Consider the following 23,785-nt stretch of genomic DNA (forward strand, 5'->3'; position numbering starts at 1 on the left):
GCAGCCATGGAGGAGTTCGACGTGCACGCAAATGCTCTCTCCTCGAATGACGGCATCGCGTTCGGTCCGTTCTTGTTGCTTCCGGCAAGGCGCGAACTATTGAAGGGGGGCAAAGCTGTTGCGATAGGCAGTCGCGCGCTCGACATCCTGATCGCGCTTGTCGAGCGCCACGGCGAAACGGTGGACAAGCGCGATTTGATTGTCCGGATCTGGCCGCGTACCGTCGTTGAAGAGTGCAATCTGAAAACCCACGTGGCGGCGCTGCGCAAAGCCTTGCAGGACGATGGGCGCGAGCATCGCTACGTGGTGAACGTGCCGGGCCGAGGCTATTGCTTTGTTGCCGCCGTCAACGACATCGAGCGCGCGCCAACGTCTAGGCCACCCACAAACGAACTGCTGCCCGCTTCGCGCATCCCGCCCCGTCTCAGGCGCCTCGTCGGGCGCGAGAACGCGATCGAGTCGATTTTCTCGAAGCTTCTCGACGGGCGTGTCGTGACGATCGTCGGACCCGGTGGCATCGGCAAGACGACCGTCGCGGTGGCCGTTGCACACAAACGTCGGGCCGAAGCGAGCGGGCAGGTGAGCTTTGTCGATCTCGCACCGCTAACGGGAGCGGCGCTGGTACCCAGCGCTCTCGCCACGGCGCTTGGCAGCGGCGTCCGGTCGGACAATCCGATTCCGGGCCTGGTCGAGTGGCTCGTCGGCAAGCGCATGCTGATCGTTCTCGATAGTTGCGAGCACCTGATCGACGCGGTCGCGTCGATGGCCGCCGTATTGCTCGAAGGCGTGCCCGATCTGCAGATCCTTGCCACGAGCCGCGAGCCGATCAAGGTTACGGGCGAGGTCTTGCATCGTCTTCCACCGTTGAGCACCCCGCTGGTGTCGGATGCACTGACGGCGTCGAGCGCCATGGGCTACGCGTCGATCGAACTCTTCGTGGAGCGCACATGTGAGCGTGTCAGCACGTTCCAGCTTGACGATCCGGATGCGCCGATTGCCGCGGATATTTGCCGGAGACTCGACGGCAATCCGCTCGCCATCGAGCTTGCCGCGGGGCGTGTTGACGCGTTTGGCGTGCAGGGCGTGTCGTCGCTGCTCACTGACCGCTTTGCGCTGTTGACAGGTGGACGGCGCGACGCGCCAGCGCGTCAGCAGACGTTGATGGTCACGCTCGACTGGAGTTACGACCTGCTCCCGGAAGGCGAGCGGATCGTCTTCAGGAGATTGGGGATCTTCGCGGGCTATTTCGATCGGGAGGCGGCCGCCCGGGTCGCAGCGAATGATTCCATCACCGCCGCAGACATGCTCGGCATCCTCGCCAATCTCGTCGACAAGTCGCTGGTCTTTGCTGATATCGGCAGCGGCGTCACGCGCTACAGACTGCTTGATACGACCGTTGCGTACGCACGCAAACGCCTTCTCGAACTCGGCGAAATCGAAGCGCTGGCGCGGGGGCACGCGAACTACTACCTGCAGCTTTTGCAGCAGGCGGAGGAAGCCGATCAAAAGCTGTTGGACGGCATTCAACGCGGTGCGCGGGGCAATGTTGCGGACAACGTCCGCGCAGCCCTCGACTGGGCCTTCTCCGAGGGAGGCGATCCGAATCTCGGTATCGAGCTCTCGATCGCATCGGTTCCGCTTTGGCTGAAGCTCTCGCTGATGAACGAGTGCCGGATCCGCATTTACCGCGCAATCGAGGCCATGTCCGCAGCGAAGATCGTCGACGACAGAATTGAAATGCAACTCCTTAGCGCCCTCGGCGTCGCCTTGTATTCGATCGGACCCGGTCCGGAAGCGAGATCGGTATGGACCAGGGTGTTGCAGTTTGCCGAGCGATTCGACGACACGGACTATCGCTTACGTGCGCTTTGGGGGCTTTGGGTCGACACGGTCACGGGCGACAACCACGGATCCGGGCTGACCCTTGCGAAGCAGTTCGCGCAGCTTGCCTCGAAGGTGCACGATCCCGTCGCTTCGTTCGTCGGGGACCGGCTGGTGGGAACCTCTCTCTATTTCCTCGGTGAGCAGGGCGCGGCGCGCACGCACTTCGAGAGGATGCTGAGCCGGCCGCCCACCGCAACCCATAAAGCGCAGATCTTGCGCTTTCAGTTCGATCAAGTCGTGGCCGGCAGAGGCTTTTTTTCGCGGATTCTCTGGGTGCAGGGGTACCCCGATCAGGCGTTTCGCGAAGCCGAGGCAAGCGTCGAAGAGGCATTGGCGCACAACCATTCTTTATCGCTGTGTTATGCGCTCGGGCAATCCGCGTGCGCGGTCGCGCTGCTCGTGGGCGACTTCGAGGCAGCGCAGCGTAACGTACAGTTGCTGCTCGAGCAGTCCGCCAGGCACGAATTGCGGCTCTGGCAGACCATGGGGCGTTGCTTCAGCGGCATTCTTCATATCAAGGTCGGCCACACACGCGAGGGAATCAAACTACTTTCGCAAGCGATCAACGAGCTTCGCAGCGCCGGGTTCGCGCTGTATCACACTGCTGCACTCTGCGAGTTCAGTGCCGCTCTCGGAAGCATCGGTGAACTGCACGCGGCGCAGCGTGCCGTTGATGAGGCAATCGAGCAATCGTCGCGCAACGATGAGCGGTGGTGTCTGCCCGAGTTGCTGCGAACCAAAGGCGAACTCATGCTCGCCCAGTTCGGTACGAGTGCGGCGTCGGCCGCCGAAGCGCTTTTTCAACGATCATTTCAACTCGCGCTGCGCCAGGGCGCGTGCGCCTGGCAGCTGCGCACGGCTTTGAGCCTCGCGAAGTTGCACCGCGAAGAACCCGTTCATGTATCCCACGCGGTGCTCGCGCGCATTGTTGAGTCGTTCACAGAAGGATTCAAAACGTATGACCTCGTAGAGGCACGAGCGATGATCGACAGATAGTCGAGTCGGTCGGCCACGATCCCGGCATACCTCGCCCGCGCCAGCAGCGAGAATTCACGGCAATTCACCACGATTCACTCACGCCTGCATCCGCCGGCGGCTAGCCTACGTCGTACGCCCGTGCAGAGGGAGCTGGCCATGGCGTCTTGCGTCGAAGTGTTTGTACCCGACGGGGCCTTTTACGCCTATCTTGCAGAGCCCCGATCGGGACCTGCGGCCGCCGTGGTGGTCGTGCAGGAAGCATTCGGCGTCAACGCCGACGTTCGCATGACCTGTGACGAACTCGCAGCGAAGGGGTTCATCGCGGTGAGTCCCGACCTGTATTGGCGCCAACAGCCGCGCGTCGAGCTGTCCGGCGAGACCGACTGGCCGCTGGCGCACGCGTTATACGAGGCGCTCGATCTCGACCAGGCCGTATCCGACGTGCAAGCGACGGTCGAGCAGACGCGCGCCATGACCTGGTGCACCGGACGCGTCGGCGTGGTCGGCTTTTGCCTCGGCGGACTGCTTGCGTATCTGGTTGCTACGCGCGTCGGCGTCGATGCCGGTGTCGGCTATTACGGCGCGAGAACGGATGAATTCCTCGGCGATGCGCAGGCAGTGCGTGGGCCGCTGCTGCTTCACCTGGGCGAGCAGGACGAGTACATCGGCCCCGCCGCGCAGAAGGCGATCCGCGATAGCCTTACGCCGCTCGGCGTCGAGATTCGGACTTATGCCGGCTGCTCGCATGCGTTCGCGCGGCATAGCGGCTCGCGCTTCGACGCCAAGGCGGCTGCCAGGGCCAACGCCAGAACCGTCGAGTTCCTCAAGCAGCATCTTTTTGAGTAGGAGGCCCGCACCCCCCGCAAGCACTCACCTTAGGAGAGCACAATGAAACCGAGTATCGTTTTCGCGCACGGTATCTGGGCCGATGGGTCCTGTTTTCAGAAGCTCATCCCGACGCTGAAGGCGGAGGGGCACGACGTGATGGCCGCGCAATATGGCCTGGATACGCTGAAAGGCGATGTCGACGCGACCGTTCGCACGATCGCACGGGTCGAAGGCCCGGTGGTGCTGGTCGGCCACTCCTACGGCGGAACGGTCATCACCCATGCCGGCATGGACCCCAAGGTCGCCGCTCTGGTGTATATCGCCGCCCTGGGCCCGGACGAGACCGAGACGTCGCAGGGTCAGCAGGACAAATTCCCGAAGACCGAAGTCTTCAACCACATCGAGGTGGCCAACGGTCGCGTCTGGCTGAAGCATTCCGGCCCGGCGGCATTCGCTCAGGACCTGTCGCCGGACGAGCAGGCGGTCGTCTATGCGACTCACTTCGCGCCGGCACTCGACCTCTTCAACCAGAAGCACGACGGAATCGCCTGGCGTACGAAGCCGAGTTGGTCGATTGTCGCCACAGAGGACAGAACCGTCCATCCGGACCTGGAACGCTTCGCCGCGAGGCGCATGGGCGCCACAACCGTCGAGCTCAAGGCGAGCCACGTGCCGATGCTCTCGCAGCCGCAAGCGGTGCTCGACGTGATCCGCAAGGCTTGCGCCGCGGTCGCCGCCCGCTAGAGCGAGGCGCTCCCGGGCAAGGCTCGCACCGACGCTCGGCGTGGCGCGTTCCGCGGACATCGGCTGGAATCTGTCAAACGTGGTCGCCGAAGGAGAAAGCGATGGAAAGTCGTATCGTCATCGAGGGCCGGGACGGCGCCTTCGGAGCCTATATTGCGCGGCCGGCCGATCTGCCTGCGCCGGCTGTCGTCGTCCTGCAGGAAGTGTTCGGGGTCAACGCCGATATCCGCAAGCATTGTGATGACCTGGCCGGATTGGGCTTCATCGCGGTGGCGCCCGATCTTTACTGGCGGCAAGCGCCTGGCGTCGACCTCGACGTCAGATCAGAACCTGACTGGCAGCATGGGCTGCGTCTGTACGAGGCTTACGATCGGGACGCCGGGGTGAGGGACATCGAGGACACCGTTGCGACCACGGCCGAGCTATCGGGGTGCACCGGAAAGGTCGCCGTGCTGGGTTATTGTCTTGGCGCCCTGATGGCCTTTTTGACCGCGGTCCGCTCTGAGGTCGATGCCGCCGTGGCCTACCACGGCAGCGACACCGAAAGCTACCTTGACGAGGTAGCGGGCCTTCATGCGCCACTGTTGATGCACCTGGGGGAGGAGGACGAGTTCATCACCAGGCCAGCGCAAGAGGCAATCAAGGCGGCTCTCGCTGGCAAACCGAATGTCTCGGTGTACAGCTACCCCGGCCAGCGTCACGCGTTCTCGCGCAACAATGGCGCCCACTACGATCCCGCCGCCGCCGCCCTGGCCAACGGTCGAACCCGCGATTTCCTGAATCGGGCGCTACGATGATCCTTGCGGACGCTGGCTGCTCGGCCTTGCCGGCGAGCAGCCCAGAATGCGCCAGAGCGCTTTTTTGACCCGCGACGATTTCTCGTCGAGAGTCGGCCACCGCTCACGACGCGTTTCTCGAATTCCGTTGTTAGCGCCCGAATGTCATCGAAAAGAGCCGCTGCATGTGCTACCGTGTGTACTCAGTGCCAGCCGGACGTTTCAGCCGACCACCAGAAGGATGCTCATGGAATTCAACAATGGCGCTGTACTTGAAGCTCTTCGACTCGCGTTGTATCGACAAATTCCGTGGCACAAGCGACCGGCAATATTCACGTGGCTTCGCTCGCAGGGTCTGATCCAGACCATTGACCAGAAACCTCCTCCCAGTACGAAGTATCTCCCGCCGCTCCAGATTGCCATGCTGACCGATAAAGGCCAGAAAGAGATTCAGCGCATCGAGGCGTCGAAGCATGTTTCCGGGTGGCTGGACGATGACTACTTCGCAACGTATCTTGCACAGGTTGCGTTTGCCTGACTACGCATCGTTGCGTGCGCGCAGTTTCGATATTGTAAGAAAAAGCGGGGCTCAGGGCAGGGCCTCCTTTTGAGCCGATGATCAAACCGCATTCCACGACTCGGTGTGACGATCGACTTGTGGACGCGTCCCGTGGCCACTGATAGCCACCGCCGGTACGCATTCACGCTTGTCGGCGGATCAAACTCAGCAAGCCATGCGCATCTACCTTTCATCATTCGATGTAGGCGCCAGACCCGAGCAACTGGTACGGCTAGTCGGCGGTGAAATGCGCGCAGCGGTTATCGTCAACGCGCTTGACCATCGTGAAGCAGCGCGAGCGCAGTGGCTGGAAAGTCAGTCGACAAAACTCCGGGCATTAGGATTCGCCGTGCAAGAACTCGATCTCCGGCAGTTCTTTGGTGCGACGGATCGACTGCGTGAGGCACTACAGCAGTTCGACGCAGTATGGGTCAACGGCGGCAACGCATTCATCCTGCGCAGGGCAATGAAGCAAAGCGGATTCGATGTCGCGATCGCCGATTTGCTGGAGCGCGACAGAATCGTCTACGCAGGATTTAGTGCGGCGGCGGTGATTGCCTCGAGCACGCTGCGCGCACTGGTTCGCGTGAGCGATCCCGCTGAGATTCCGCCGGGTTACGATTTACCGGTAGTATGGGACGGGCTCGGACTGTTGCCGCTTTCGCTCGTGGTGCACTTCGAATCAGATCATCCCGAATCGGCTGCAGTGGGCGAAGAAGTGGAATTCTACGAGCGCCACCAAATACCATATCAAACGTTGAGAGACGGTGAGGCCTTTGTGATGGATGGTATGCGAAGCGAGGTTGTTGGTTGATCGCGCTCGGGCGTCGAATAGGGCTGTTGTTGGAGCTACCGGTCATCTTACAAGGTGTTATCAGCACAAATGGCGATCCCGCCAAATCCCTGTGGTGCAGAAACCGCCGCCCATCGGCTGGTTATCGTCGAAGGCATCATGGGTTCGGGCAAGTCAACGACGATGCGCCTGATTGCCAGGCGCCTGGAAGATTCGGGGCGCGCGGCATTGCCGATACATGAAAGGACTGAGCCCCACCCGGTGCGAGCGACGGACGAACTCGAACACTGGTTCGAGCCGTGGCGGGACGCGACACCTCGGGATCTGGCCGACCGTGCGCTGGCCAGATGGGCCGCTTTTGTCGAGGCAACACAGAGGGATTCGCCAATCCCGGTGATGGATGGTCAACTGTTTCATGGAGACCTGACTCATCTACTGCTGATGGACGCCGATACAGCACTGATTGTTGACTACGTAAAGGCGTTGGCCGTAGTCATTGCGCCACTCAATCCGTTCGTTCTCTACCTTTGGCAGGAAGACGTCGAAAAAGCGGTTCGAACCGTCTGCGCGGAGCGCGGGCCCGAGTGGATCGACTATCAGGTGAACTGGAAACTCGCGAGTCCGTACTGTGTGCGCAAAGGTTACCAGGGGTTAGACGGGTTAATCTCCCTATATCGCGATTATCGGCAAATCACCGACGCTCTGTTTCAGCAACTACCGCTAGCCAAGCTCTCGATTGAGAATTCCCGAAGAGACTGGTCAGCCTACGAGCGCCAGATTCTGAGTCGGCTGTGAACAGCGAGGCGTGATTCATCTCGCCGAGACTCTGCAACGGAGAAGTGAGCGATGACATCGAAAAGCGTCCGCCGGGCGACGGCAGATGACGTGCCGATACTGACTCAGATTCGCAACGATGCACACGCGAAGAAGGTGACGTACCGCGACTATGCGTGGGGCAGGGAAGGCGACGGGTTTTCCGAGAACTGGGTACGAAACAATGTCTCTGAAAAAGAAGTGTATGTCGTCGAGATGGAAGGGACGCTGGTCGGGGCGTTTTCGCTCGTGCTGGATGAGGACAATCACTGGGGGCCTCAAGCACCGGTTGCCGGTTATGTTCATGGGCTTTCTGTGCGCAAGGACTTTAACGGGCGCGGGCTCGGGAGCTTCATGCTTGATTGGTGCGCTAACCAGGTGAGCGGCTTGAACCGGCGTTTCGTTCGACTCGACTGCGCCATCCACAACGCGAAGCTATGCGCCTGGTACGAGTCGCTTGGCTTTATCCGCGCAGGGCTGTACACGGAGCCGGAACCCGGCGGGTATGTCTGGTCTCTGTACGAGAGACCAGCCCACCCGGTTTCCACGAGATCATGAAGTCACTTCATCCTTTGCCGAGAGGCGGCCGACTGGGGAATCCCGCCATATTGCTCAATTGGGCCAGTTCATTGGCCGCCTCGCGCAGCAGTACCGAGTACTCGTGAATCTTCTCAGCAGTGAGTCGTACCCGCGGACCGGCCAGGCTGATGACGCCTACGCAGCGCGAGCCGCTAACCACGGGCGCCGCCACCGCAGACATGCGCGGAGCAAACACCTCGTCGATCATCGCGTAGCCACGCACGCGCGCAGCGTGCAGGAATCCCAATAGCGCCTTGAGCGTTGTCGGCGCGTTGGGTCCGAACTCATTCGGCTGTCCGAAGCCCTGCTTTAACACCAATGCGACCGCCTGCTCGTCGGTCATTGTCATGAGCCACGCGTGCCCGGTCGACGTGCATGAAAGTCGTGCCGCGTGGCCCATATCGGGATCGTAACGAAAGCCAACGCGCTGTCCGTCCGCCTTACCCACCCAGATAATCGCTTCGCCGTCGACGAGTGACAGCCGCGCCAGTTCACCGGTTTGCGCGGCAATGCGCTCGATGATCGGCTGGGCGATATCCGCGATGCCCGTCAGGCTCAGGAATTCGAGTCCGTTCGACGTCATGCGCATTGTCAGGATGTAACGGCTGTGATCGACCAGTTGCCGGACATACCCGCTTTCGACCAGCTCGGCGAGGACGCGATGACACGTGCTGCGCGGCAGAGACAACGCGTCGGCAATGGCCACGAGGCCCGCGCCTTCGCCTTGCGACGCCAGAAAATCCAGAACTCTCAGGCCATTCTTTAGCGACATTTTTGCGAGCTTTTCACAATATAAAATGCAGTTCCGGTGCGGAACGGGCCTCCTTTGCAGCGCAAACAATAGCATCTGTTCGTCGCCAGAAACGAACGTTCAACATAAGGAAATTCAGGAGACAAAATGTCATCTTTCGCTCGGTCTGACCTTGTTGCGAACGAACAGTCTGCGCAAGCTCACTTGATGGCGCGTCGGGCAGTCGCCGGCGCGACCGTCGGTACGGCGCTCGAATGGTTCGATTTCGCGTTGTATGGCGTGGTCGCGGCCACGATTTTTCCCAAGCTGTTTTTCCCCTCACTCGACCCAACGGCCTCGCTGTTAGCGTCGCTGGCGAGCTTCTGGGCAGGGCTGGCTGCACGGCCGCTCGGCGCGGTGATTTGCGGAATCCTCGGTGACCGTTGGGGGCGCCGCAAACTGATGCTGATCACCGTGTCGGTAATGGGCGCGTCGTCGTTCCTGATGGGGGTGCTGCCCACTTACCAGCAAGTTGGCATACTCGCACCGACGCTACTGGTGTCGCTGCGCATCATTCAGGGCTTCGCACTCGGCGGCGAATCGACAGGCGCGCAACTGATGGCGGTGGAGCATGCGTCTGCCAGCCGACGTGGCTGGTATTCGGGGCTGCTTGGCATTTGCTCGCCACTTAGCCAGATTCTCGCCAATTTCTCGCTCTTTACACTGGCCGCGCTGCTCTCGTCGGACGACTTTGATGCATGGGGATGGCGAGTCCCGTTCCTGGCAAGCTTTGTTCTCGTGTTATTGGGCATCTACATTCGCAGGAAGGTTAGCGAGACGCCTGCCTTCGAGTCGCTCAAGAAGGGCGGCACTTCCACACGCGCCGTCAATCCGCTTGGCGTCGTTTTCAAATATCACTGGCGCACCGCGCTGCGCCTCACGTTGTTCTTCTGTGGCCCGGCTGCGCTGTTCTACTTGATCGTGGTTTTCTCGCTCAGTTACCTGACGAAACACCTCGGTGTACCGAAGCAGACCGGTTTCATGCTGTTGATGGTTGCGAATGTCTGTGCCATTGTGGGCGCCCTGGTGGGCGGCTACCTGAGCGATCGGCTCGGACGCAAACGTGCATTGATGATTGGTTCGTTATGCACACTAATATGCTGCCTGATCTATTTTCCGGTTCTCAACCAGAACTCGATCGCCATGACAATGGCCGTGATGGGCGCGTTCCTCGGCTTCACACAGTTCCAAAGCGGCATCCAGCCGGTCTGGTTCGCCGAGTCCTTTCCGACCGAGGCGCGCTACACGGGGTCGGCACTGGCGTACTCGGGCGCCAACCTGCTCACCGGCGGCCCAATGCCGATAGTCGCGGTGGCGCTGCTCAATGCCTTTCACGGTTCTCCGTGGGCCATCGTAGCCGTGTGCGGCTCGCTGAACCTGCTCTCCTTCGTCATGATCGCGGTATCCCGGGAAACCAAAGGCACCGCCCTGGAACATTCCTCTACGCATTGACACCATGAATCGAAAACTCTACATCCTCAATGGCTCCAATCTGAACATGCTGGGCGTAAGGGAGCCTCATATTTATGGCACGACCACGCTTAACGATATCGAACAGAACTGCCTGACGCTGGCCGATGCGCTCAAGTTCGACTGTGTGTTCCGCCAGACCAACAGTGAAAGCGAGCTGATCGACTGGATCCAGGAAGCATTCCTGCAGGACGCCGCGCTGATCATCAATCCGGCCGGTTTTTCGTTCGGCCGGATTTCGGTGCTCGATGCAGTCAAACTTGTCCGCCGGCCGGTGGTGGAATTGCATATCACCAATATCCACCGGCGTTCCGAAGAATATCGTCACTCGTCGATCTCGGTGGCGGCGACTGCCGTGATCTGTGGGGCTGGCGCGAACGGCTATTTGCTGGCGATTCGCGCGATCGACGATCTGTGGGGCAACAGGCTTGAGCCCGGCGCTGAAAACAGATGACACCCGGTGCGAACCACCCGGCCGCTGTCAGCCGCTGCTGCCGTAAGGCCGGGTGATCACTTCGAGGTAGTGGCCGTCAGGATCGCGAAAATAGACGCCGCGTCCGCCATCGTTGTGGTTAATCTCGCCTGACCGGCTACCCATTGGGTCGGCCGAGTACTCAAGGCCGCGATCCTTGATGCGGCTGAAGACGGCGTCGAAGTCGGCTTCGCTTATGAGGAAAGCGTAGTGCTGCGGCTGGATCTGACCGTTGGCGTCGGCGAAGTCGAGCGAGACTCCGTTGTCCAGTTCGACGACGTCGAAGTGGCCGAAGTGGGTCGGCGCTGGCCGGCCCAGCATCTCGGTCAGGAATTTCGCTGAGGCGCTCCGGTTCGAGCACCAGACGATGGTGTGATTGAGTTGAGTGGCCATAATGCGGCCTCCGGCGACGGGGGATTCGAGTGTGGTGCGCCCGGTCCGGATATCTTGACAGACCTCCAGCACAACGGCTGCGTCACGGCGCATATCCGAAGTCTACATCCGGACCTGAGAGCAGACGCAACCCGTTCTCGACGTTCGCTCGGCGTTCGCTCGACGTTCGATTTCCCGCGCACGAACGACCGCTTTCATCAACAGCCACCCGTTTTCAAGCCAGATACCCCTGCGTTTCCAACGAATACGCTGCCGCGCCGTGTTCCACTTCCACAAGCATGGCGAAGTCCGCAGTCTGAAGCGCAGCGGTGTCAGCGCCCGCAATCGGACGTTTTTGCATGGCGCGACTCAAGATGTGAGTCGTGTGTTGATAAAAGAGTTCGAGCTGTCGTGCATCCGATGCCTGAGGCGCCAGGCCGAAAGCCTCCTCAAGCGACCGGCGCGAAATATGAAAGCGTTGGAGCCCGCGAATTACGCGAACCTGAAACACGACCCCATCGCTGTTGTGAGGGATTGCTGCCCAAACTAGCGCGCTGCCCATGAAATGCCCCCATTTACCTGCATAACGGATTCAAAGTTCGTTGCCCAATAATGATCCTCAAAAAATACATTTCAAAAATACGGCAGCGTGGTTTTGACGTTTTCACCACACGAGGTGTGCGAGCTTTTGCTGTTACGACGGCTGTGGCGGCCAACGAAGACTCCGGGCCTGGCTGCCGCCAGACGATCACGGGCGGCAGTTCAAGCGCCAGAACGTGTTGCAGGCGGAAGGATGCCTGCGGCATGCCGTATCTCCACCGCGATCGACCTTAGCGGCGCATCGGCAACGAAGCGCTCGAGCAGTTCGCGCACGTCGTGATCGATGAAGTCGGCGCGTGTGGTGTCGACAATGACTGTCGCGCGGTCCGGAATATCGGCGAGCATCTGCTTGAGCGGCACCTTGCCGAGAAACGACACGTCCTTGCGAAACGAGAGCAGGAAATGATCGTCATGGCACGCGAGGGCGATCGGCCGGTGCAGATTCGCCCACAGCGCGAGAGCGGCGCTGCACAGCACGCCGAGCACGATTCCCGTGAGCAGATCGGTGGCAAGCACGCCGGCGATCGTAACGACAAATGGCGCGAGAGGCGCCACGCCTTGTTTCGCGAGCGCGACGAACAACGAAGGCTTGGCGAGCTTGAAGCCGGTATGAATGAGAATGGCGGCAAGGCTTGCGAGCGGAATCAGATTGATCACGTCGGTGAGCGCGAATACGCTGACAAGCAGCAGCACGCCATGCACGATCGCAGAGAGCCGGCTTTGCGCGCCGGCGTGCACGTTTGCCGAACTGCGCACGATGACCGACGTGATGGGCAGCCCCCCAATGGCGCCCGCGACGATATTGCCGATACCTTGTGCCTTGAGTTCGCGATTCGGCGGCGCGGCGCGCCGCTGCGGATCGATCTGCTCGACCGCTTCGAGGCTCAGCAGCGTTTCGAGACTCGCGACGACGGCAAGCGTCATGGCCACGATCCAGATTTCCGGGTCGGCAAGCCGCGCGAAGCTCAATTCGAAGTCGCCGAATTGCAGTGCCTCGCCCAATGCCGCGAAGGATTCGATGGCGGGCAGCGCCACCCGCTGCTCGACCGGCAGCGCAAAACCAGAGCCAGGCGCGCCGCAAACCAGCGTTACGCTGATGCCTGCAATCACGACGACAAGCGGCGCGGGAACCAGTCGCACGAGCGCGAAGCGTCGCAATGCGCGCGTTTCCCAGCCCGCGAGAATGGCAAGCGAGAGCAAGGCAACCGCGCAGACGACAGGCGAGATCGACTGAAGCGCGCCCGTCAACGATTCGGCGTTGTTGCCCGACGTCAGTCCCAGTGCGAGCGGCACCTGCTTGATCACCAACAGCAGTCCGATTGCTGCCAGCATGCCCTTGATGACCGGCGTGGGCACATACGAGGCGAGCCGCCCGGCTTTGAGCATGCCAAATCCGAACTGCAGCACCCCTGAGAGCAATACAGCAATCAGGAATGCTGAAAAACTGCCGAGGCGTGCGATGCCATCCACGACGATCACGACGAGTCCGGCGGCGGGGCCGCTCACACTGAGGCGCGAGCCGCTGAGCGCGGCGACGACGATGCCGCCGACAATGCCGGACACGAGGCCGGTCAACGGCTCGGCGCCGGATGCTCTTGCAATACCGAGGCATAACGGCAGCGCGACGAGAAAGACGACGGTACCGGCGGCGAGGTCGCGCGCAAACGCAGACAGGGAAGCTCTCGAAGTCATGACGGAAGCAGGAAGAAAAGAAGAGTAGAGGAGTCGGCGAATTCCGCACGCAATTGGCGGGCGGCACGGACGGTTGGGCCGTGCCTGGATCACGCAATCCTGAGCGGATTGCTCAGGCTGCCGCGATGGCCGTCGCGGTTTCAGCGTCGTAGCCCGACGCAAGTTCACGCAGCTGCCCGTTGTTGAGCGAAAAGATCCAGCCGTGCACGAGCGGCGCGGGCGCGCTCTCGCTTACGAGCGGATGTTCGCGCAGCAGGTGCACCTGTTCGATCACGTTCAGTTCGGCGAGACGGTCGACGCGTGCTTCTTCCGACGGCAAGTGCGCGAGCGTTGCGCGATGTGTCTGCGCGAGCGCGCAAAGCGGCTTGATGCGCCGGTTCACGTGGGGCAGCGCGTCGGCGGGCGGGAGCAGCGAGGCGCGCACGCCGCCGCAACCGTAGTGTCCACAGACAATGATGTGCTTGACCCGCAACACGCGTACCGCGTATTCGAGCACGCTCATGTTGTTGTCGTCGTCGGAGTGAAAAAGGTTGGCGATGTTGCGGTGAACGAACAAATCGCCAGGTGCACAGTGAGTGACGCTTTCCGCTGGCACGCGGCTATCGGAGCAGCCGATCCAGAGCACTTGCGGCTTCTGGCCGGTGGCTAGCGCGCTGAAGAATTGCGGGTCGCGAGAGGCAATTTCCTGCGCCCACGCGACATTGGCAACGAGCATACGTTTCGGAAGATTCATGCGTCGAGGCTCCATTCAGAGCGGTGGCTCCGCTCAATCCTTACGTATAGCTTTCTATCAGAAAATCGCGCGATGTTTTAAAAAAATAAATCGGAACAATGCAAGGCGAATATAAAAAAACAGTCCCGCAACGCACGCCCTGTCACATACTGATCGCCAGGCGTTTCCCATCGCTCAAAACGAGGTCGACTCCATGATGAACGGGCTGCAACAGAAGTTCGCGTACGTCAACGGCATCCGGATGCACTATGTCGAAAAAGGCACGGGGCCACTCGTGCTGCTCTGCCATGGCTGGCCGGAATCCTGGTACGTGTGGCGCTGGCAGATAGAAGCGTTGGCGGCTGCAGGTTATCGCGCGGTCGCACCGGACCAGCGCGGTTACGGGCTCACCGATACCCCGGAATCCGTCGAGGCTTACGATATTTTGAATCTGGTCGGGGACCTGGTCGGCCTCGTCAAGTCTCTCGGCGAAGATCGCGCGATTCTGATCGGCCATGACTGGGGGGCTGCCGTCGCTGCTTACGCTGCGCTGCTGCGCCCCGAGCTGTTTCCCGTTCTCGGCCTGCTGAGCGTGCCTTACATGCCTCGACGTCCGGTGCGTCCATCGGTGCGCTTTGCCCAGATCACGCAGGAATGTCACTTCTATCAGGACTATTTTCAGTTGCCGGGACGCGCCGAGCGCGAACTCGAAGAAGATATCCGCCGCTCGGTGCTCGGCATTCTGTACACGGCATCAGGCGATGCGGTGGCGAAAGGGCAGTTGGCCAATTTCGCGACCTTTCCAAAATCGACACGGCTCGTGGACAACCTCGCATTACCCGATGAACTCCCGGCATGGTTGACCGAAACGGATTTGCAGTATCTAGTCGGTCAATTCGAGCGGAGCGGGTTTCGTGGACCCATCAACTGGTATCGAAATATCGATCGAAACTGGGCGCTGACCAGCTTCCTTGATGGTGCTCGCATTATGCAGCCAACGCTTTTCCTCGCGGGGGAATTGGACGGCGTCGTGAAGATGGCGGCGAAGGACTATGACGCGCTGGAACTCAACGTTCCCAACCTATGGAAGAAGCATCTCATTGCGAAGGCGGGTCATTGGGTGCAGCAAGAGCGTCCGGAAGAGGTGAACGAGATTATCTTGAACTTCCTTGCCGGGCAGGCGACAAGTGCCAGTAAGTAGATGCAAAACAGCCTGCGCCGCCAGTGCCCGTTTTCGCCGGGCGCCCAGCGGCGAACTCCGCGTTAGTGCACAGTCACGCTGACGGTGACGATTTCGTATCCGGGGTCGGCGTTTTCGTGCGCCGCCTTTTCCGCTTCTGCGTACGACGAAAAGGACTTGGCCCCTTCAATTTCCGGTGCCATGCCAATGTCGCCGTCCTCTGCGCAGCAGAGGTACTGTTCACCGGTCTTCACTACATAAACGGTCATCATGGCTCCCTCCATGGTTTTCGGGGGAACTCATAGTCTAGCAGGCCTGAAGTCGCCGCGTCAGGCGGTCGTCTGCGCCATAGGTTCGAGTACAAACACATGCATTGTGATTAGAAGGAACGTCCTCAAGGAACGCGCACGGTTCGCTGTGTCGGTTTTGTTCGCCATCTGCACCGTAGTCGATCGGAACATTCGCGGGGTGCCTTCAGCAAGTGCCGAGCATCGTGTCGCGGCCTCCATCGCTCACCCGATCATTCGAGCAGGAAGGTGTGTGTCCTTCCTCCATGCGTCGCGAGTGGTAGCGTGGCCCCCCTCTTGGTGGTCACCAGTGGCATGCAAGCAAAAAAGCGTTCGTCACCGTTCAGTGGGGCCAATGCAAACATGCCCTTGCCATGGACGGCAGCGAGGCGAGATTGCCGGCTTGCCTGGTGCGTTAGTACACCAGCGCAGAGGCCCACATGTTCGCCGCGACATGCACATGCCCGTCACTGCTTTCGGCCAAGACGATGTGGTAATGACGGTCCGGCTTGGGCAAACGGGTATCAAGTTGTACCGAAGGCTCGAAAGACCCCCATGCGACACCGCGCTCTCCGTGTACGACGTGAGCTTGCCTTTCGACACTCTGTACGAGATGACGCGAAACTGGCCGGCCCTGATCTGGAAACTGAAGTAATAGTCCGGCTGTAGATGGCTGGCCGCAAGCTTTCCATTGAATACGACCCCGCCCACGCGTCCGTTGCCAGCGTGACGTCGGTCCAGATCATGGCGCTGATATCGTGGCTACCGGCTCTCCGACCGGCTGTGTGTTCAAAGCAAAAGGTTGCGTGTACAGCAGTACCGCGGTGGAAAAGCTGGTATTGATGCGGGATGCCTGGGCACTTCCATTCGATTTTCTCCAGGAAACCAACGCTTCCTGCCAGTTGCCGGCGGGCTGATGCGACGCCTGGCAGCCATCCGCCGCGGCGCGCCAGAAATTGTCGCTTGTCGCGCTCGTTGCCTGAAAATTGCTGAATGAAGCCGTGCCACCGCTCAGGCTGTAGATGCCCATGCGCCCGTCATCCGACCAGGCGATCGGTCCCGTGTTGTTGATCGCCCCTCTGGCAATCTCTTTGGCATCCTGCATGATGACGAAAGTCAGCTTTCGCCGGCAGCCGCCAGACACGGTTATTCGCAATGGTTTCGAGGTGTCGACCGTGGTTTTGTCCCATGTGTGCCCTCATTCACATGGCTATGAGTGTGCCGCGGCGCACGTGGGCAGTCGTCGAACGACCCTAAACGAAGCTTGCCCGAAGCGAGCGGCGATGTCATGGCCGCGATTCGCCGCAATTGCAGGAACTGGTTAATTGTGCAGATTGAATCAGTGGGCGAAAAGCCAATCGGAGCTATCAACGTGCTTGACCTCCGGGGCAGACTTGATTTGTGGGGGGCGGTGGCCGCCGAAATCGCCACTGCCTCGTGGTTTATTGGCGTGACTTCCGGGCCGATGCATATTGCGAACTGCTACAGTGGGTGTCCAAGTGCATTGTCCTTATGGAGTTGAGCCGCGGTTATGTTGCCCGTGAGAATGGCAGTAACATTTCCACTGCACGCCGGCTCCGAACACAATTTGCTTTACCCCTTTTCCGGGCCGCCTCCCTCTTGGGCAATGTGTGCCGCGCGCATTTGCAGTAACCGTCGCAATGTAAGCCCACGCGGATCGATCGGGCTCTCCAGCGCAGTGTCGATCAGCGTCGCGCTTCGTACGTTGTCGCCAGAGGCTGCGGCCAGCAGGCTGAGTGCGAGCGCGCCCGAAAGACAGTGCCTGTCCAGCCGTAGTGCGGTGTCTGCAAGGCGTCGGGCTTCGTCCGCGCGCTGTTGATGGACGCGTGTGACCGCAAGGCCGCCAGGTGCTTCCGCGAAGCCACGATCCATCTCCCAGGCCTGTGTGAAGTTTGTCGATGCGCTGCCGAGATCGCCGCGGAGCAGATGAGCCCAACCCGCTGCAACCCAGGCACCGGCATGGCTGGCCATGGTTTGCGCTGCCTCGTCCAGCAGGACTGCCGCGGCGTCCAGTTGCCGGCGCGAGAGATGATAGAGCCCCAGACCCAGTTTCGCGCGGCCACTGGCGGGGCGCAGCCGGATCGCGTGTTCAAGCAGTTCGTATGCCTCGCCGTCCGAGCCGGCTTCCAGTGCTAAGAGGCCTCGTACGGTCAGGCTGTCAGGCGACGCCGGCGACATATTGGCGAATTGCCTTGCCGCATCGACGTCGTTGGCGTCAAAGCACGCTGTCGCCAGCGCACCGGCAAGTTCCGGATCGGGGTGTGTCGCTTGCAACCAGCGCTGCCCGACTTGCATTGCCTCATCGAGCCTGCCGAGGTGATGGAGCACGCGAACCGTAAGCGTGGCAGCTGCGGGTAGCTGTTGTGGGTCATCCGGATCGAGCACTGCAAGCGCTTCTCCGTAATGCGCGAGCATTGCATGAGCGTAGGCAACGTTGTAGCGCACCTCCGGCTCCGGAAACTCTGCTGCAAGGGTGCGGAAATGATCCAGCGCTGTGCCATAGTCGCCCAAGGAGAGTGCGACCAGACCGAGCCGGTTGGTGAGAGCGGGAGGAAGCGGCGCAAGTGCTTCATAGCGCTCGAGGATCTGTGCGCATAGCGGATACTCTCCCACTTCGAAGGCATGGGACGCGATATCTTCAAGAAGCTTCAGATTCACTGGATCGGCTTCGAGATATTTGAGGAGTCTCTGGAGCCGGGAATCTCCTGGGCTTTCCTGATCTGGCGGCAAGGTGGACATCGTCGTCATGAGGTGTGGGGTAGTGGGCGGTCAGCATAGCAGTATGACCACGCGCGGGGGACTCATCGATGGCGGAAATACGACCTCATGTCGGGAGCATCAACATTCTTTTCACTAGCCCTTAATCATTTTTCGGTCGTGAGGATAACCTACGAGCGTCGTGCCGTGGTGGTCGCCAGGCTGCCTGTACCGAGCAGCCTGAGTAACAGGTCACGCGATTCGGGGTCCTCAATGAGTGTCTCGTGAACTGAATCGACCATTTGCTGAAACTCCGGCTCGTTCTGGATCGATGGCGGAAATTCGCGCGCGAGAATCAGGGCGACAGCCGCTCGCGTTACCTGGGCGCCATCGCTGAAATCTTGCGCGGCCAGGGCGCGCAGCAGGTCGGGCAGCGACGTCGCCGGCTCATGCGTCAGCCCAGCGGCCTCACCGGGCGCATCAGCTTCGGCAGATTGCCCGGTGTTTCCCTTCCTTGACAGCCGCCTGTGTAGCAACTGCATTGCCTGGTTAAGTGCTGAAATCCCGTCCATGGTTTGTCTTTTCAGTGCCGCGTTGAACTGGCAATGTACCCGCCGAGCAGGTAATGCTGCACGACATTGTCGGCAGTCTGTGCCGCCTTCGCGTTCAGCACCGACGTGATGCGCTCGATGACGTCGTCCACGTAACGGTTGATTGCCGGGAAGTCGTGATTGATCGCGCGCGCTGCACGCAGTGTCGTCGCCGCACCCTCGAAGTCATCAGCGACAAGTTCGAACAGTCCATTTGCGAACATCCGCAGTACGTTGTCTTCGTCCAGATTCGCAAGTCCTTCCCACACCTGTTTCGCATCATCGACCTTGCCGCTCTCGAGATCGATCAGGCCGAGCATAAACCGCGCGACGTGCAGTTCCGGGCAAAGGAGCACACTTCGCGCAAAATCGCTTCGCGCCTCATTGCGGCGGTCCATCCCGACGAGGATCGCACCGCGGAGAAATGGCAGGCGTCCATCCGCCGGCCATCGCGAGATCGAACCCTCGATAAGCTTCAGCGCGTCATCGTCGGAGCGCTCCAACAAGCGGAGAATCATCCCGATGACCCCGTCGTCTGCAACCGCTCCGGGCACTGAGGTTTCCTGCTGCATGATCTGTCTATCCCTTCACATAAAGCCGTTGTCGGTTTCCGAGCAAGCGTTTGAGCTGTGCCAGCGCAGCACGGTGTAGTTGCGAGATGCGGGGCCTGCTGACACCGAGTATGTCCGCGATCTGCTCAAATTGAAGACCATAGAAATAGTGATACTGGACAAGGCGCCGGTCGCGTTCCGGCAATGCAGTCATGGCGGCCGCAAGCCGCTCCCTGGTCTGTCGCCATGCAATCCCTTGCCAGGGCGATATCGCGTCAGCCGGTCGCTCGCCATCGTCGGCGAGCATTCCCGTATCGTCCAGCATGTACCCGATCGCCAGCCCCGCAGCCAGGTGCGCGAAACGCTGGAAGGTATCCTGGTGCTTCTCCCCGCCGCCCTCGATGCCGGAGTTCAGGGACGCAATACGCTCGCGCTGCGCCCGGCGCATGAACGATATCTGTCCCTGTGCATCGGTGAGTCGCTCTACGCCGTCAAGCACGCTACCCTTGACGCGGGGCGTGCAAAACGTTTCGAAGGCGACTGCCTGATCTGGGTCAAAGCGATCGATGGATTCGAGCAGTCCGACGAGCGCCAGCTGCAGGAAGTCTCCAAAATCTACATCATCGCGCAGGCGGCCAGCGAACAGTCGCGCGGCGATCGCCTGCGCGTAGGGCAGGTAATGCCGGAACAGGTTTTCGCGCGCCGGGATAGACCGGGTCTGGGTGAACGCAGCCCAGAGCGCGGCGGGGTTGCCCTGGTCAACGCTTGCCGCGTGAACCGTCGCGCGGCTTCCGGTTTCGGGTGTTGCCATTACCTGAAGTTGCCCAGAACGCCGCGCAGGATCAGCCCCCATCCGTCGATCAGCACAAACATCAGCACCTTCAGCGGCAGCGAGATTGTCGCGGGCGGCACCATCAGCATGCCAAGCGAGAGGAGTACGCTAGACACCACCAAGTCGATCAGCAGGAACGGGATCAGGACGACAAAGCCGATCTGGAAGGCGACGCGAAGTTCGTTGAGGATAAATGCAGGCGTCAGTTGTAGCAGACTCACCTCAGCAGGAGTCTGGGGGAGCGGTGTGCCCGAGAGCTGGTAGGTGAGCTTCAGTTCGTCGTCATGCACCTGCCGGAGCATGAAATCGCGCAACGGCGCCGCACCTTTCCCAAGTGCATCTTCCAGACCAATCTGTCCGCTCATGAATGGCTGGAACGCTTCGTGATTGATGGACTCGAGCGTCGGTAACATGGCGAAGACCGTCAGGAAGAGCGCGAGGCTCACCAGCACGGGAGTCGGCGGTGTTTCCGGCATGCCGAATGCGTGCCGGATCATGGAGAGGACAATGATGATGCGGATGAACGCAGTCATGGACACGACCAGTGCCGGCGCGACGCTTAGCACGGTGAGGAGCGCGGCCATCCGTACGGTGTTCGTAGCACCCGCGCCGGCGGCCGTCAGCCCTGCCGCCGATCCCGATACCGTCCAGCTCGAAATATTCTGCGCGTGCTGCAGCGGTGTCGCCGCACTTGCGGAAGCCGCGAGGCATGGCAACAGACACAGGCAGACCACGAGAATACGCATGACGCGCACGAACGGGATCGTCATTGGTGCGCCTCCGACCTGTTTCCCTTTCTGAGCAGCGTGCGGACGCCAGCACTATCACCCGAGAGCAGCACACATACATCATCGAGTTCCACCAGGTAAAGCGTGGTGCGTGCGTTCAGCCGCAGTGTTTCTGCAAGTCGCATGCGACGGCCTGGCCGGACGACGGGCGCCCGAGCACCGACCCTGCGAATCAGAAGAATGACGGCAACGCCGATGATCAGGCACAGGATCAGTGCCGCGACCACACGAAGCGGACTGATACCGGAGACCATCAGCAGGCTCTGGAGCGCACTGGCCGAAGCGCCATGCCCCGGCAGTTCGACGGTCGTGCTTGATGCCGCGAGCTCGCTTGCAACTTCAGGCCGTAGCATTCGCTTCCTTCACGACTTCGGTCACGCGGATCCCGAACTGTTCGCCGATGGCAATGATTTCTGCCCGGCAGATCACCTTGCCGTGCAGGCAAACATCAATGGCCTCTCCAACCTGACGGTCAAGCGTGATGACCGTGCCCTGGGCCAAGGCCATCAGTTCACCGACCGTTGTACTTGCGGTACCAAGCATGACGTCGAGTGCAACCTTGACGTCACCAACCAGGTCCAGCGAGAAGGCGCTACCAGATGGCGCGTGGCTACTGCCCTCGATGATGTTCGTGTGCTCCGGCAGTGAAACCGGACGCACGGTTGTGACCTCATCATCGACAGGTGTGTCGAGGCGGCCGTCAGGTTCGCGGTTGTATATCGTCATGATGTTGGTCCGATTACGTTGCTCCCGATCCTGATCGAAAGCCGGTTGCCGACGCGGCCAGGCCGCCCGGTCGTGAATATGCTGGGTCGCAGGCCCGGTTCGGAAGGGGCAACACCGACGTCAACAAGGGCGTCCAGGCCGTGTTCGAGCTTGATGACGTCGCCGGGCGCCAGCTCAAGCAGGTCGGCGAGTGTCAGTTCGATTCGGGCGAGCCGCGCACAAAGCGTTACGGGCGTTGCCGCCAGTGCCTCGCGGGTTGGTTCGATTGTCTTGCGACGCGAAGCCAGGGCAGGTGAAGTTAATGTGCGTTGCGCCCTGACGAGCGCCGCGCACAGGATGACGACGGCGAACTGGGTTCCCTCCCTGCCGGTGATTGCTACGACGACGCCGCCTTCCCCGGTGTCGAGCGGATCGGCCCGTGATTGACACGGGAGATGTTGCGCGCCTGCCGGGGTGGCGCCTGGCGCGAGCGCGGTGAGGGCGTTTGTCAGTTCCCCGGCGATGTCGCGTCCGAGCGCTGAGAATGGCGCACAGTAGCTCGTTCGTGAGAGGGTAAGTCGCAGATCAGCAAGATCAAGATCGAGTGCACTCGCGGCCATCTCCTGCTCGGCGCCCGATTCGATGCTTGACCACAGCACGGATCCATGATGGAACGCATCCGCCGACGCGGAGAACCTGAATTTGTCGTGACGATCGAGCAATCGAACGGACTTTACGTGGATACAGCTTCGGCTGGACGAACCAAACCACGCGTCGAGCCAGGGGCGGATGGCCGTACTGACGAGTTCTTCGCCGTGTGCAAGGTCGGCAGCTGTCAGCGGCCACCATCGTACAGGAGCGACCATCAACCCTGGCCCCGCATCTGGAAGAGCTGCATTATCATCTCGTTTGCAGTGCTAACGACCTGAGAGGATGCCTGGAAGCCCCGCTGGATGAGAATCAGCTGGCCGAATTCACTCGACAGATCCACATTCGAGGACTCCGTACTGCCCGAGACGAGCGTGCCTGCGCCATCGTGATCGCTGATGCACCAATTCGGCGGACCGGCCGTCGACGCATCGAAGATGCCGTTACCCGCCTGGGTGAGCAACCCGGGGTTACGGAAGCTCGCAATGGCGACGACATCGGTCAGTGCTTTCTGGCCGTTCGAATAGGCAATCTCGATTTTACCGTCTGCGTTCACCGACATCGATGTCACGGTGCCGAATGCGTAGCCGTCCTTGCTGGCTACGCGCATCGTTGAGCTTGAACCTGCCGAGAAGGAGGTGACGTTGGAGAAGTCGAGTTTCAGCGACAGCGGTGGCGCGCTGGTCGACGTCAACGTGAAATCGACCGTGTCGGCGCCAGGTTCAGGAATGCCGCCATTGAACTGGAACGGCCCCTCCGTCACCGGCAAACCGTTTTCGTCGGTTACCGTCACTTTCCAGCGTCCTGGAATGACGTCAGAGTCCGGTTCGAAGGCCACCTTGAGGGTGTGCTTGCCACCATTGGCGTCGTAGACGTCAATGTCCGGAATCGAAAAGTCTGTTGACCCGGTCGAAAGATTGTCCGAGAACGTCACGGCGGTCGTGGCCTTCGGTGCGCTGGACTGCAGACCTGTCATCGAGACGGGAACTGTCTTGCCGCTATCGGTGAGCGCAGCAAGCCGCAGACCTGTTACCTTGTCTTCAATGAACCCGTCCTGGCCGATGGTGAACTGGCCGGTGCGCACATAGCGCGTCGCGTCGCCATCGAGCAGCGTCAAAAATCCGTTGCCCTGGATGGCGAGATCGAGCTGCCCGGAGCTGCTGCGCAGGTCTCCCTGCGCCATGTTCAGCGACGCGTAGCCGTACTGGACGCCGCTACCGAACTGCATGCTCGCGGGCGTGCCCGGGGTGCTGCCTGCAAACTGCTGGCCGTAATACGTGTCCTCGAAGCGCGGCGTGGAACCCTTGAAGCCTGGAGTATTCATGTTTGCCACATTGTTGCTGATGGTCTGCAGGCCTTTTGAGTACGCAGTCAGCCCGCTCATGCCGATGTAGATGCTGTTGAGCATGGTTCTGGTCCTTTTC

The 23,785-nt window shown here is 60.8% G+C and carries 27 protein-coding genes; 11 read left to right on the forward strand and 16 right to left on the reverse strand.

Features of this window, described 5'->3' with window-relative positions; all coding sequences use genetic code 11:
- Positions 1–6: 6 nt before the first annotated feature.
- The 8 genes from U5A65_RS06440 to U5A65_RS06475 all read left to right on the forward strand — a co-directional run bounded on the left by U5A65_RS06440 (position 7) and on the right by U5A65_RS06475 (position 7,933).
- Positions 7–2,880, forward strand: coding sequence for an ATP-binding protein (locus tag U5A65_RS06440; RefSeq protein ID WP_321945804.1), 2,874 nt, complete (start codon positions 7–9; stop codon positions 2,878–2,880).
- Between the two features lie 138 nt (positions 2,881–3,018).
- On the forward strand, positions 3,019–3,708 hold the full coding sequence (locus U5A65_RS06445; RefSeq protein WP_321910917.1) for a dienelactone hydrolase family protein: 690 nt from the start codon (positions 3,019–3,021) through the stop codon (positions 3,706–3,708).
- Between the two features lie 42 nt (positions 3,709–3,750).
- Entirely contained in the window at positions 3,751–4,434 is a 684-nt protein-coding gene (locus U5A65_RS06450; protein WP_321935841.1) for an alpha/beta hydrolase, read from the forward strand.
- Positions 4,435–4,535: 101 nt separating this feature from the next.
- Positions 4,536–5,231, forward strand: a complete 696-nt coding sequence (locus tag U5A65_RS06455; protein ID WP_321945805.1) for a dienelactone hydrolase family protein — start codon at positions 4,536–4,538, stop codon at positions 5,229–5,231.
- A 226-nt stretch (positions 5,232–5,457) separates the two neighbouring features.
- Positions 5,458–5,748 (forward strand): hypothetical protein, encoded by a 291-nt coding sequence (locus U5A65_RS06460; protein WP_321910914.1) that lies wholly within the window; start codon positions 5,458–5,460, stop codon positions 5,746–5,748.
- A 196-nt stretch (positions 5,749–5,944) separates the two neighbouring features.
- A complete protein-coding gene (locus U5A65_RS06465) occupies positions 5,945–6,583 on the forward strand; it encodes a Type 1 glutamine amidotransferase-like domain-containing protein (RefSeq protein WP_321945806.1) in 639 nt (212 codons plus the stop codon).
- Positions 6,584–6,652: 69 nt separating this feature from the next.
- Entirely contained in the window at positions 6,653–7,357 is a 705-nt protein-coding gene (locus U5A65_RS06470; protein ID WP_321945807.1) for a hypothetical protein, read from the forward strand.
- 51 nt (positions 7,358–7,408) lie between these two features.
- Positions 7,409–7,933 carry a GNAT family N-acetyltransferase gene (locus U5A65_RS06475; protein ID WP_321945808.1) on the forward strand — a complete coding sequence of 175 codons (525 nt, stop codon included), beginning with the start codon at positions 7,409–7,411 and terminating at the stop codon, positions 7,931–7,933.
- A 7-nt stretch (positions 7,934–7,940) separates the two neighbouring features.
- Here U5A65_RS06475 and U5A65_RS06480 read toward each other — a convergent pair whose 3' ends face one another.
- On the reverse strand, positions 7,941–8,726 hold the full coding sequence (locus U5A65_RS06480; RefSeq protein ID WP_321911322.1) for an IclR family transcriptional regulator: 786 nt from the start codon (positions 8,724–8,726) through the stop codon (positions 7,941–7,943).
- Between the two features lie 126 nt (positions 8,727–8,852).
- Here U5A65_RS06480 and U5A65_RS06485 point away from each other — a divergent pair, with 126 nt between their 5' ends.
- The gene (locus tag U5A65_RS06485; protein ID WP_415764252.1) at positions 8,853–10,196 is read left to right on the forward strand and encodes an MFS transporter; all 1,344 of its coding nucleotides are present in this window, start codon (positions 8,853–8,855) and stop codon (positions 10,194–10,196) included.
- A 4-nt stretch (positions 10,197–10,200) separates the two neighbouring features.
- On the forward strand, positions 10,201–10,668 hold the full coding sequence (locus tag U5A65_RS06490) for a type II 3-dehydroquinate dehydratase (protein ID WP_321910907.1): 468 nt from the start codon (positions 10,201–10,203) through the stop codon (positions 10,666–10,668).
- Positions 10,669–10,695: 27 nt separating this feature from the next.
- On the opposite strand, the gene U5A65_RS06495 is transcribed toward U5A65_RS06490, so the two are convergent.
- The 4 genes from U5A65_RS06495 to U5A65_RS06510 all read right to left on the reverse strand — a co-directional run bounded on the left by U5A65_RS06495 (position 10,696) and on the right by U5A65_RS06510 (position 14,083).
- Positions 10,696–11,079, reverse strand: coding sequence for a VOC family protein (locus tag U5A65_RS06495; RefSeq protein WP_321935835.1), 384 nt, complete (start codon positions 11,077–11,079; stop codon positions 10,696–10,698).
- A gap of 214 nt (positions 11,080–11,293) precedes the next feature.
- On the reverse strand, positions 11,294–11,620 hold the full coding sequence (locus U5A65_RS06500) for a hypothetical protein (protein WP_321945809.1): 327 nt from the start codon (positions 11,618–11,620) through the stop codon (positions 11,294–11,296).
- 200 nt (positions 11,621–11,820) lie between these two features.
- Positions 11,821–13,350, reverse strand: coding sequence for a SulP family inorganic anion transporter (locus U5A65_RS06505; protein WP_321910902.1), 1,530 nt, complete (start codon positions 13,348–13,350; stop codon positions 11,821–11,823).
- Between the two features lie 112 nt (positions 13,351–13,462).
- On the reverse strand, positions 13,463–14,083 hold the full coding sequence (locus tag U5A65_RS06510; protein ID WP_321945810.1) for a carbonic anhydrase: 621 nt from the start codon (positions 14,081–14,083) through the stop codon (positions 13,463–13,465).
- A 193-nt stretch (positions 14,084–14,276) separates the two neighbouring features.
- Between U5A65_RS06510 and U5A65_RS06515 the strand changes: the two genes are divergently transcribed.
- Positions 14,277–15,263 (forward strand): alpha/beta hydrolase, encoded by a 987-nt coding sequence (locus U5A65_RS06515; protein WP_321935834.1) that lies wholly within the window; start codon positions 14,277–14,279, stop codon positions 15,261–15,263.
- Between the two features lie 62 nt (positions 15,264–15,325).
- Here U5A65_RS06515 and U5A65_RS06520 read toward each other — a convergent pair whose 3' ends face one another.
- The 11 genes from U5A65_RS06520 to U5A65_RS06570 all read right to left on the reverse strand — a co-directional run bounded on the left by U5A65_RS06520 (position 15,326) and on the right by U5A65_RS06570 (position 23,769).
- A complete protein-coding gene (locus U5A65_RS06520; protein WP_321910899.1) occupies positions 15,326–15,514 on the reverse strand; it encodes a hypothetical protein in 189 nt (62 codons plus the stop codon).
- Positions 15,515–16,271: 757 nt separating this feature from the next.
- On the reverse strand, positions 16,272–16,634 hold the full coding sequence (locus U5A65_RS06525; protein WP_321945811.1) for a hypothetical protein: 363 nt from the start codon (positions 16,632–16,634) through the stop codon (positions 16,272–16,274).
- A gap of 488 nt (positions 16,635–17,122) precedes the next feature.
- Entirely contained in the window at positions 17,123–18,298 is a 1,176-nt protein-coding gene (locus U5A65_RS06530) for a tetratricopeptide repeat protein (RefSeq protein ID WP_321945812.1), read from the reverse strand.
- A 140-nt stretch (positions 18,299–18,438) separates the two neighbouring features.
- A complete protein-coding gene (locus tag U5A65_RS06535; protein WP_321945813.1) occupies positions 18,439–18,819 on the reverse strand; it encodes a hypothetical protein in 381 nt (126 codons plus the stop codon).
- 11 nt (positions 18,820–18,830) lie between these two features.
- Positions 18,831–19,409 carry a hypothetical protein gene (locus tag U5A65_RS06540; protein ID WP_321945814.1) on the reverse strand — a complete coding sequence of 193 codons (579 nt, stop codon included), beginning with the start codon at positions 19,407–19,409 and terminating at the stop codon, positions 18,831–18,833.
- Between the two features lie 7 nt (positions 19,410–19,416).
- Positions 19,417–20,199 carry a sigma-70 family RNA polymerase sigma factor gene (locus U5A65_RS06545; RefSeq protein ID WP_321945815.1) on the reverse strand — a complete coding sequence of 261 codons (783 nt, stop codon included), beginning with the start codon at positions 20,197–20,199 and terminating at the stop codon, positions 19,417–19,419.
- Positions 20,199–20,990, reverse strand: coding sequence for a flagellar type III secretion system pore protein FliP (fliP, locus tag U5A65_RS06550; protein WP_321945816.1), 792 nt, complete (start codon positions 20,988–20,990; stop codon positions 20,199–20,201). The genes U5A65_RS06545 and fliP overlap by 1 nt, the downstream gene beginning before the upstream one ends.
- Positions 20,987–21,361 (reverse strand): flagellar biosynthetic protein FliO, encoded by a 375-nt coding sequence (locus U5A65_RS06555; protein WP_321945817.1) that lies wholly within the window; start codon positions 21,359–21,361, stop codon positions 20,987–20,989. Before U5A65_RS06555 ends, fliP begins: the two co-directional genes overlap by 4 nt.
- On the reverse strand, positions 21,348–21,734 hold the full coding sequence (locus tag U5A65_RS06560) for a FliM/FliN family flagellar motor switch protein (protein WP_321945818.1): 387 nt from the start codon (positions 21,732–21,734) through the stop codon (positions 21,348–21,350). The genes U5A65_RS06555 and U5A65_RS06560 overlap by 14 nt, the downstream gene beginning before the upstream one ends.
- Positions 21,731–22,579, reverse strand: a complete 849-nt coding sequence (locus tag U5A65_RS06565; RefSeq protein WP_321945819.1) for a FliM/FliN family flagellar motor C-terminal domain-containing protein — start codon at positions 22,577–22,579, stop codon at positions 21,731–21,733. The genes U5A65_RS06560 and U5A65_RS06565 overlap by 4 nt, the downstream gene beginning before the upstream one ends.
- Complete coding sequence (locus tag U5A65_RS06570) at positions 22,579–23,769, reverse strand: flagellar hook-basal body complex protein (protein WP_321945820.1); 1,191 nt, start codon at positions 23,767–23,769, stop codon at positions 22,579–22,581. Before U5A65_RS06570 ends, U5A65_RS06565 begins: the two co-directional genes overlap by 1 nt.
- Positions 23,770–23,785 lie beyond the last annotated feature (16 nt).

The sequence above is a fragment of the Paraburkholderia sp. J10-1 genome, from assembly GCF_905220165.1.
Classification (GTDB): Bacteria; Pseudomonadota; Gammaproteobacteria; order Burkholderiales; family Burkholderiaceae; genus Paraburkholderia.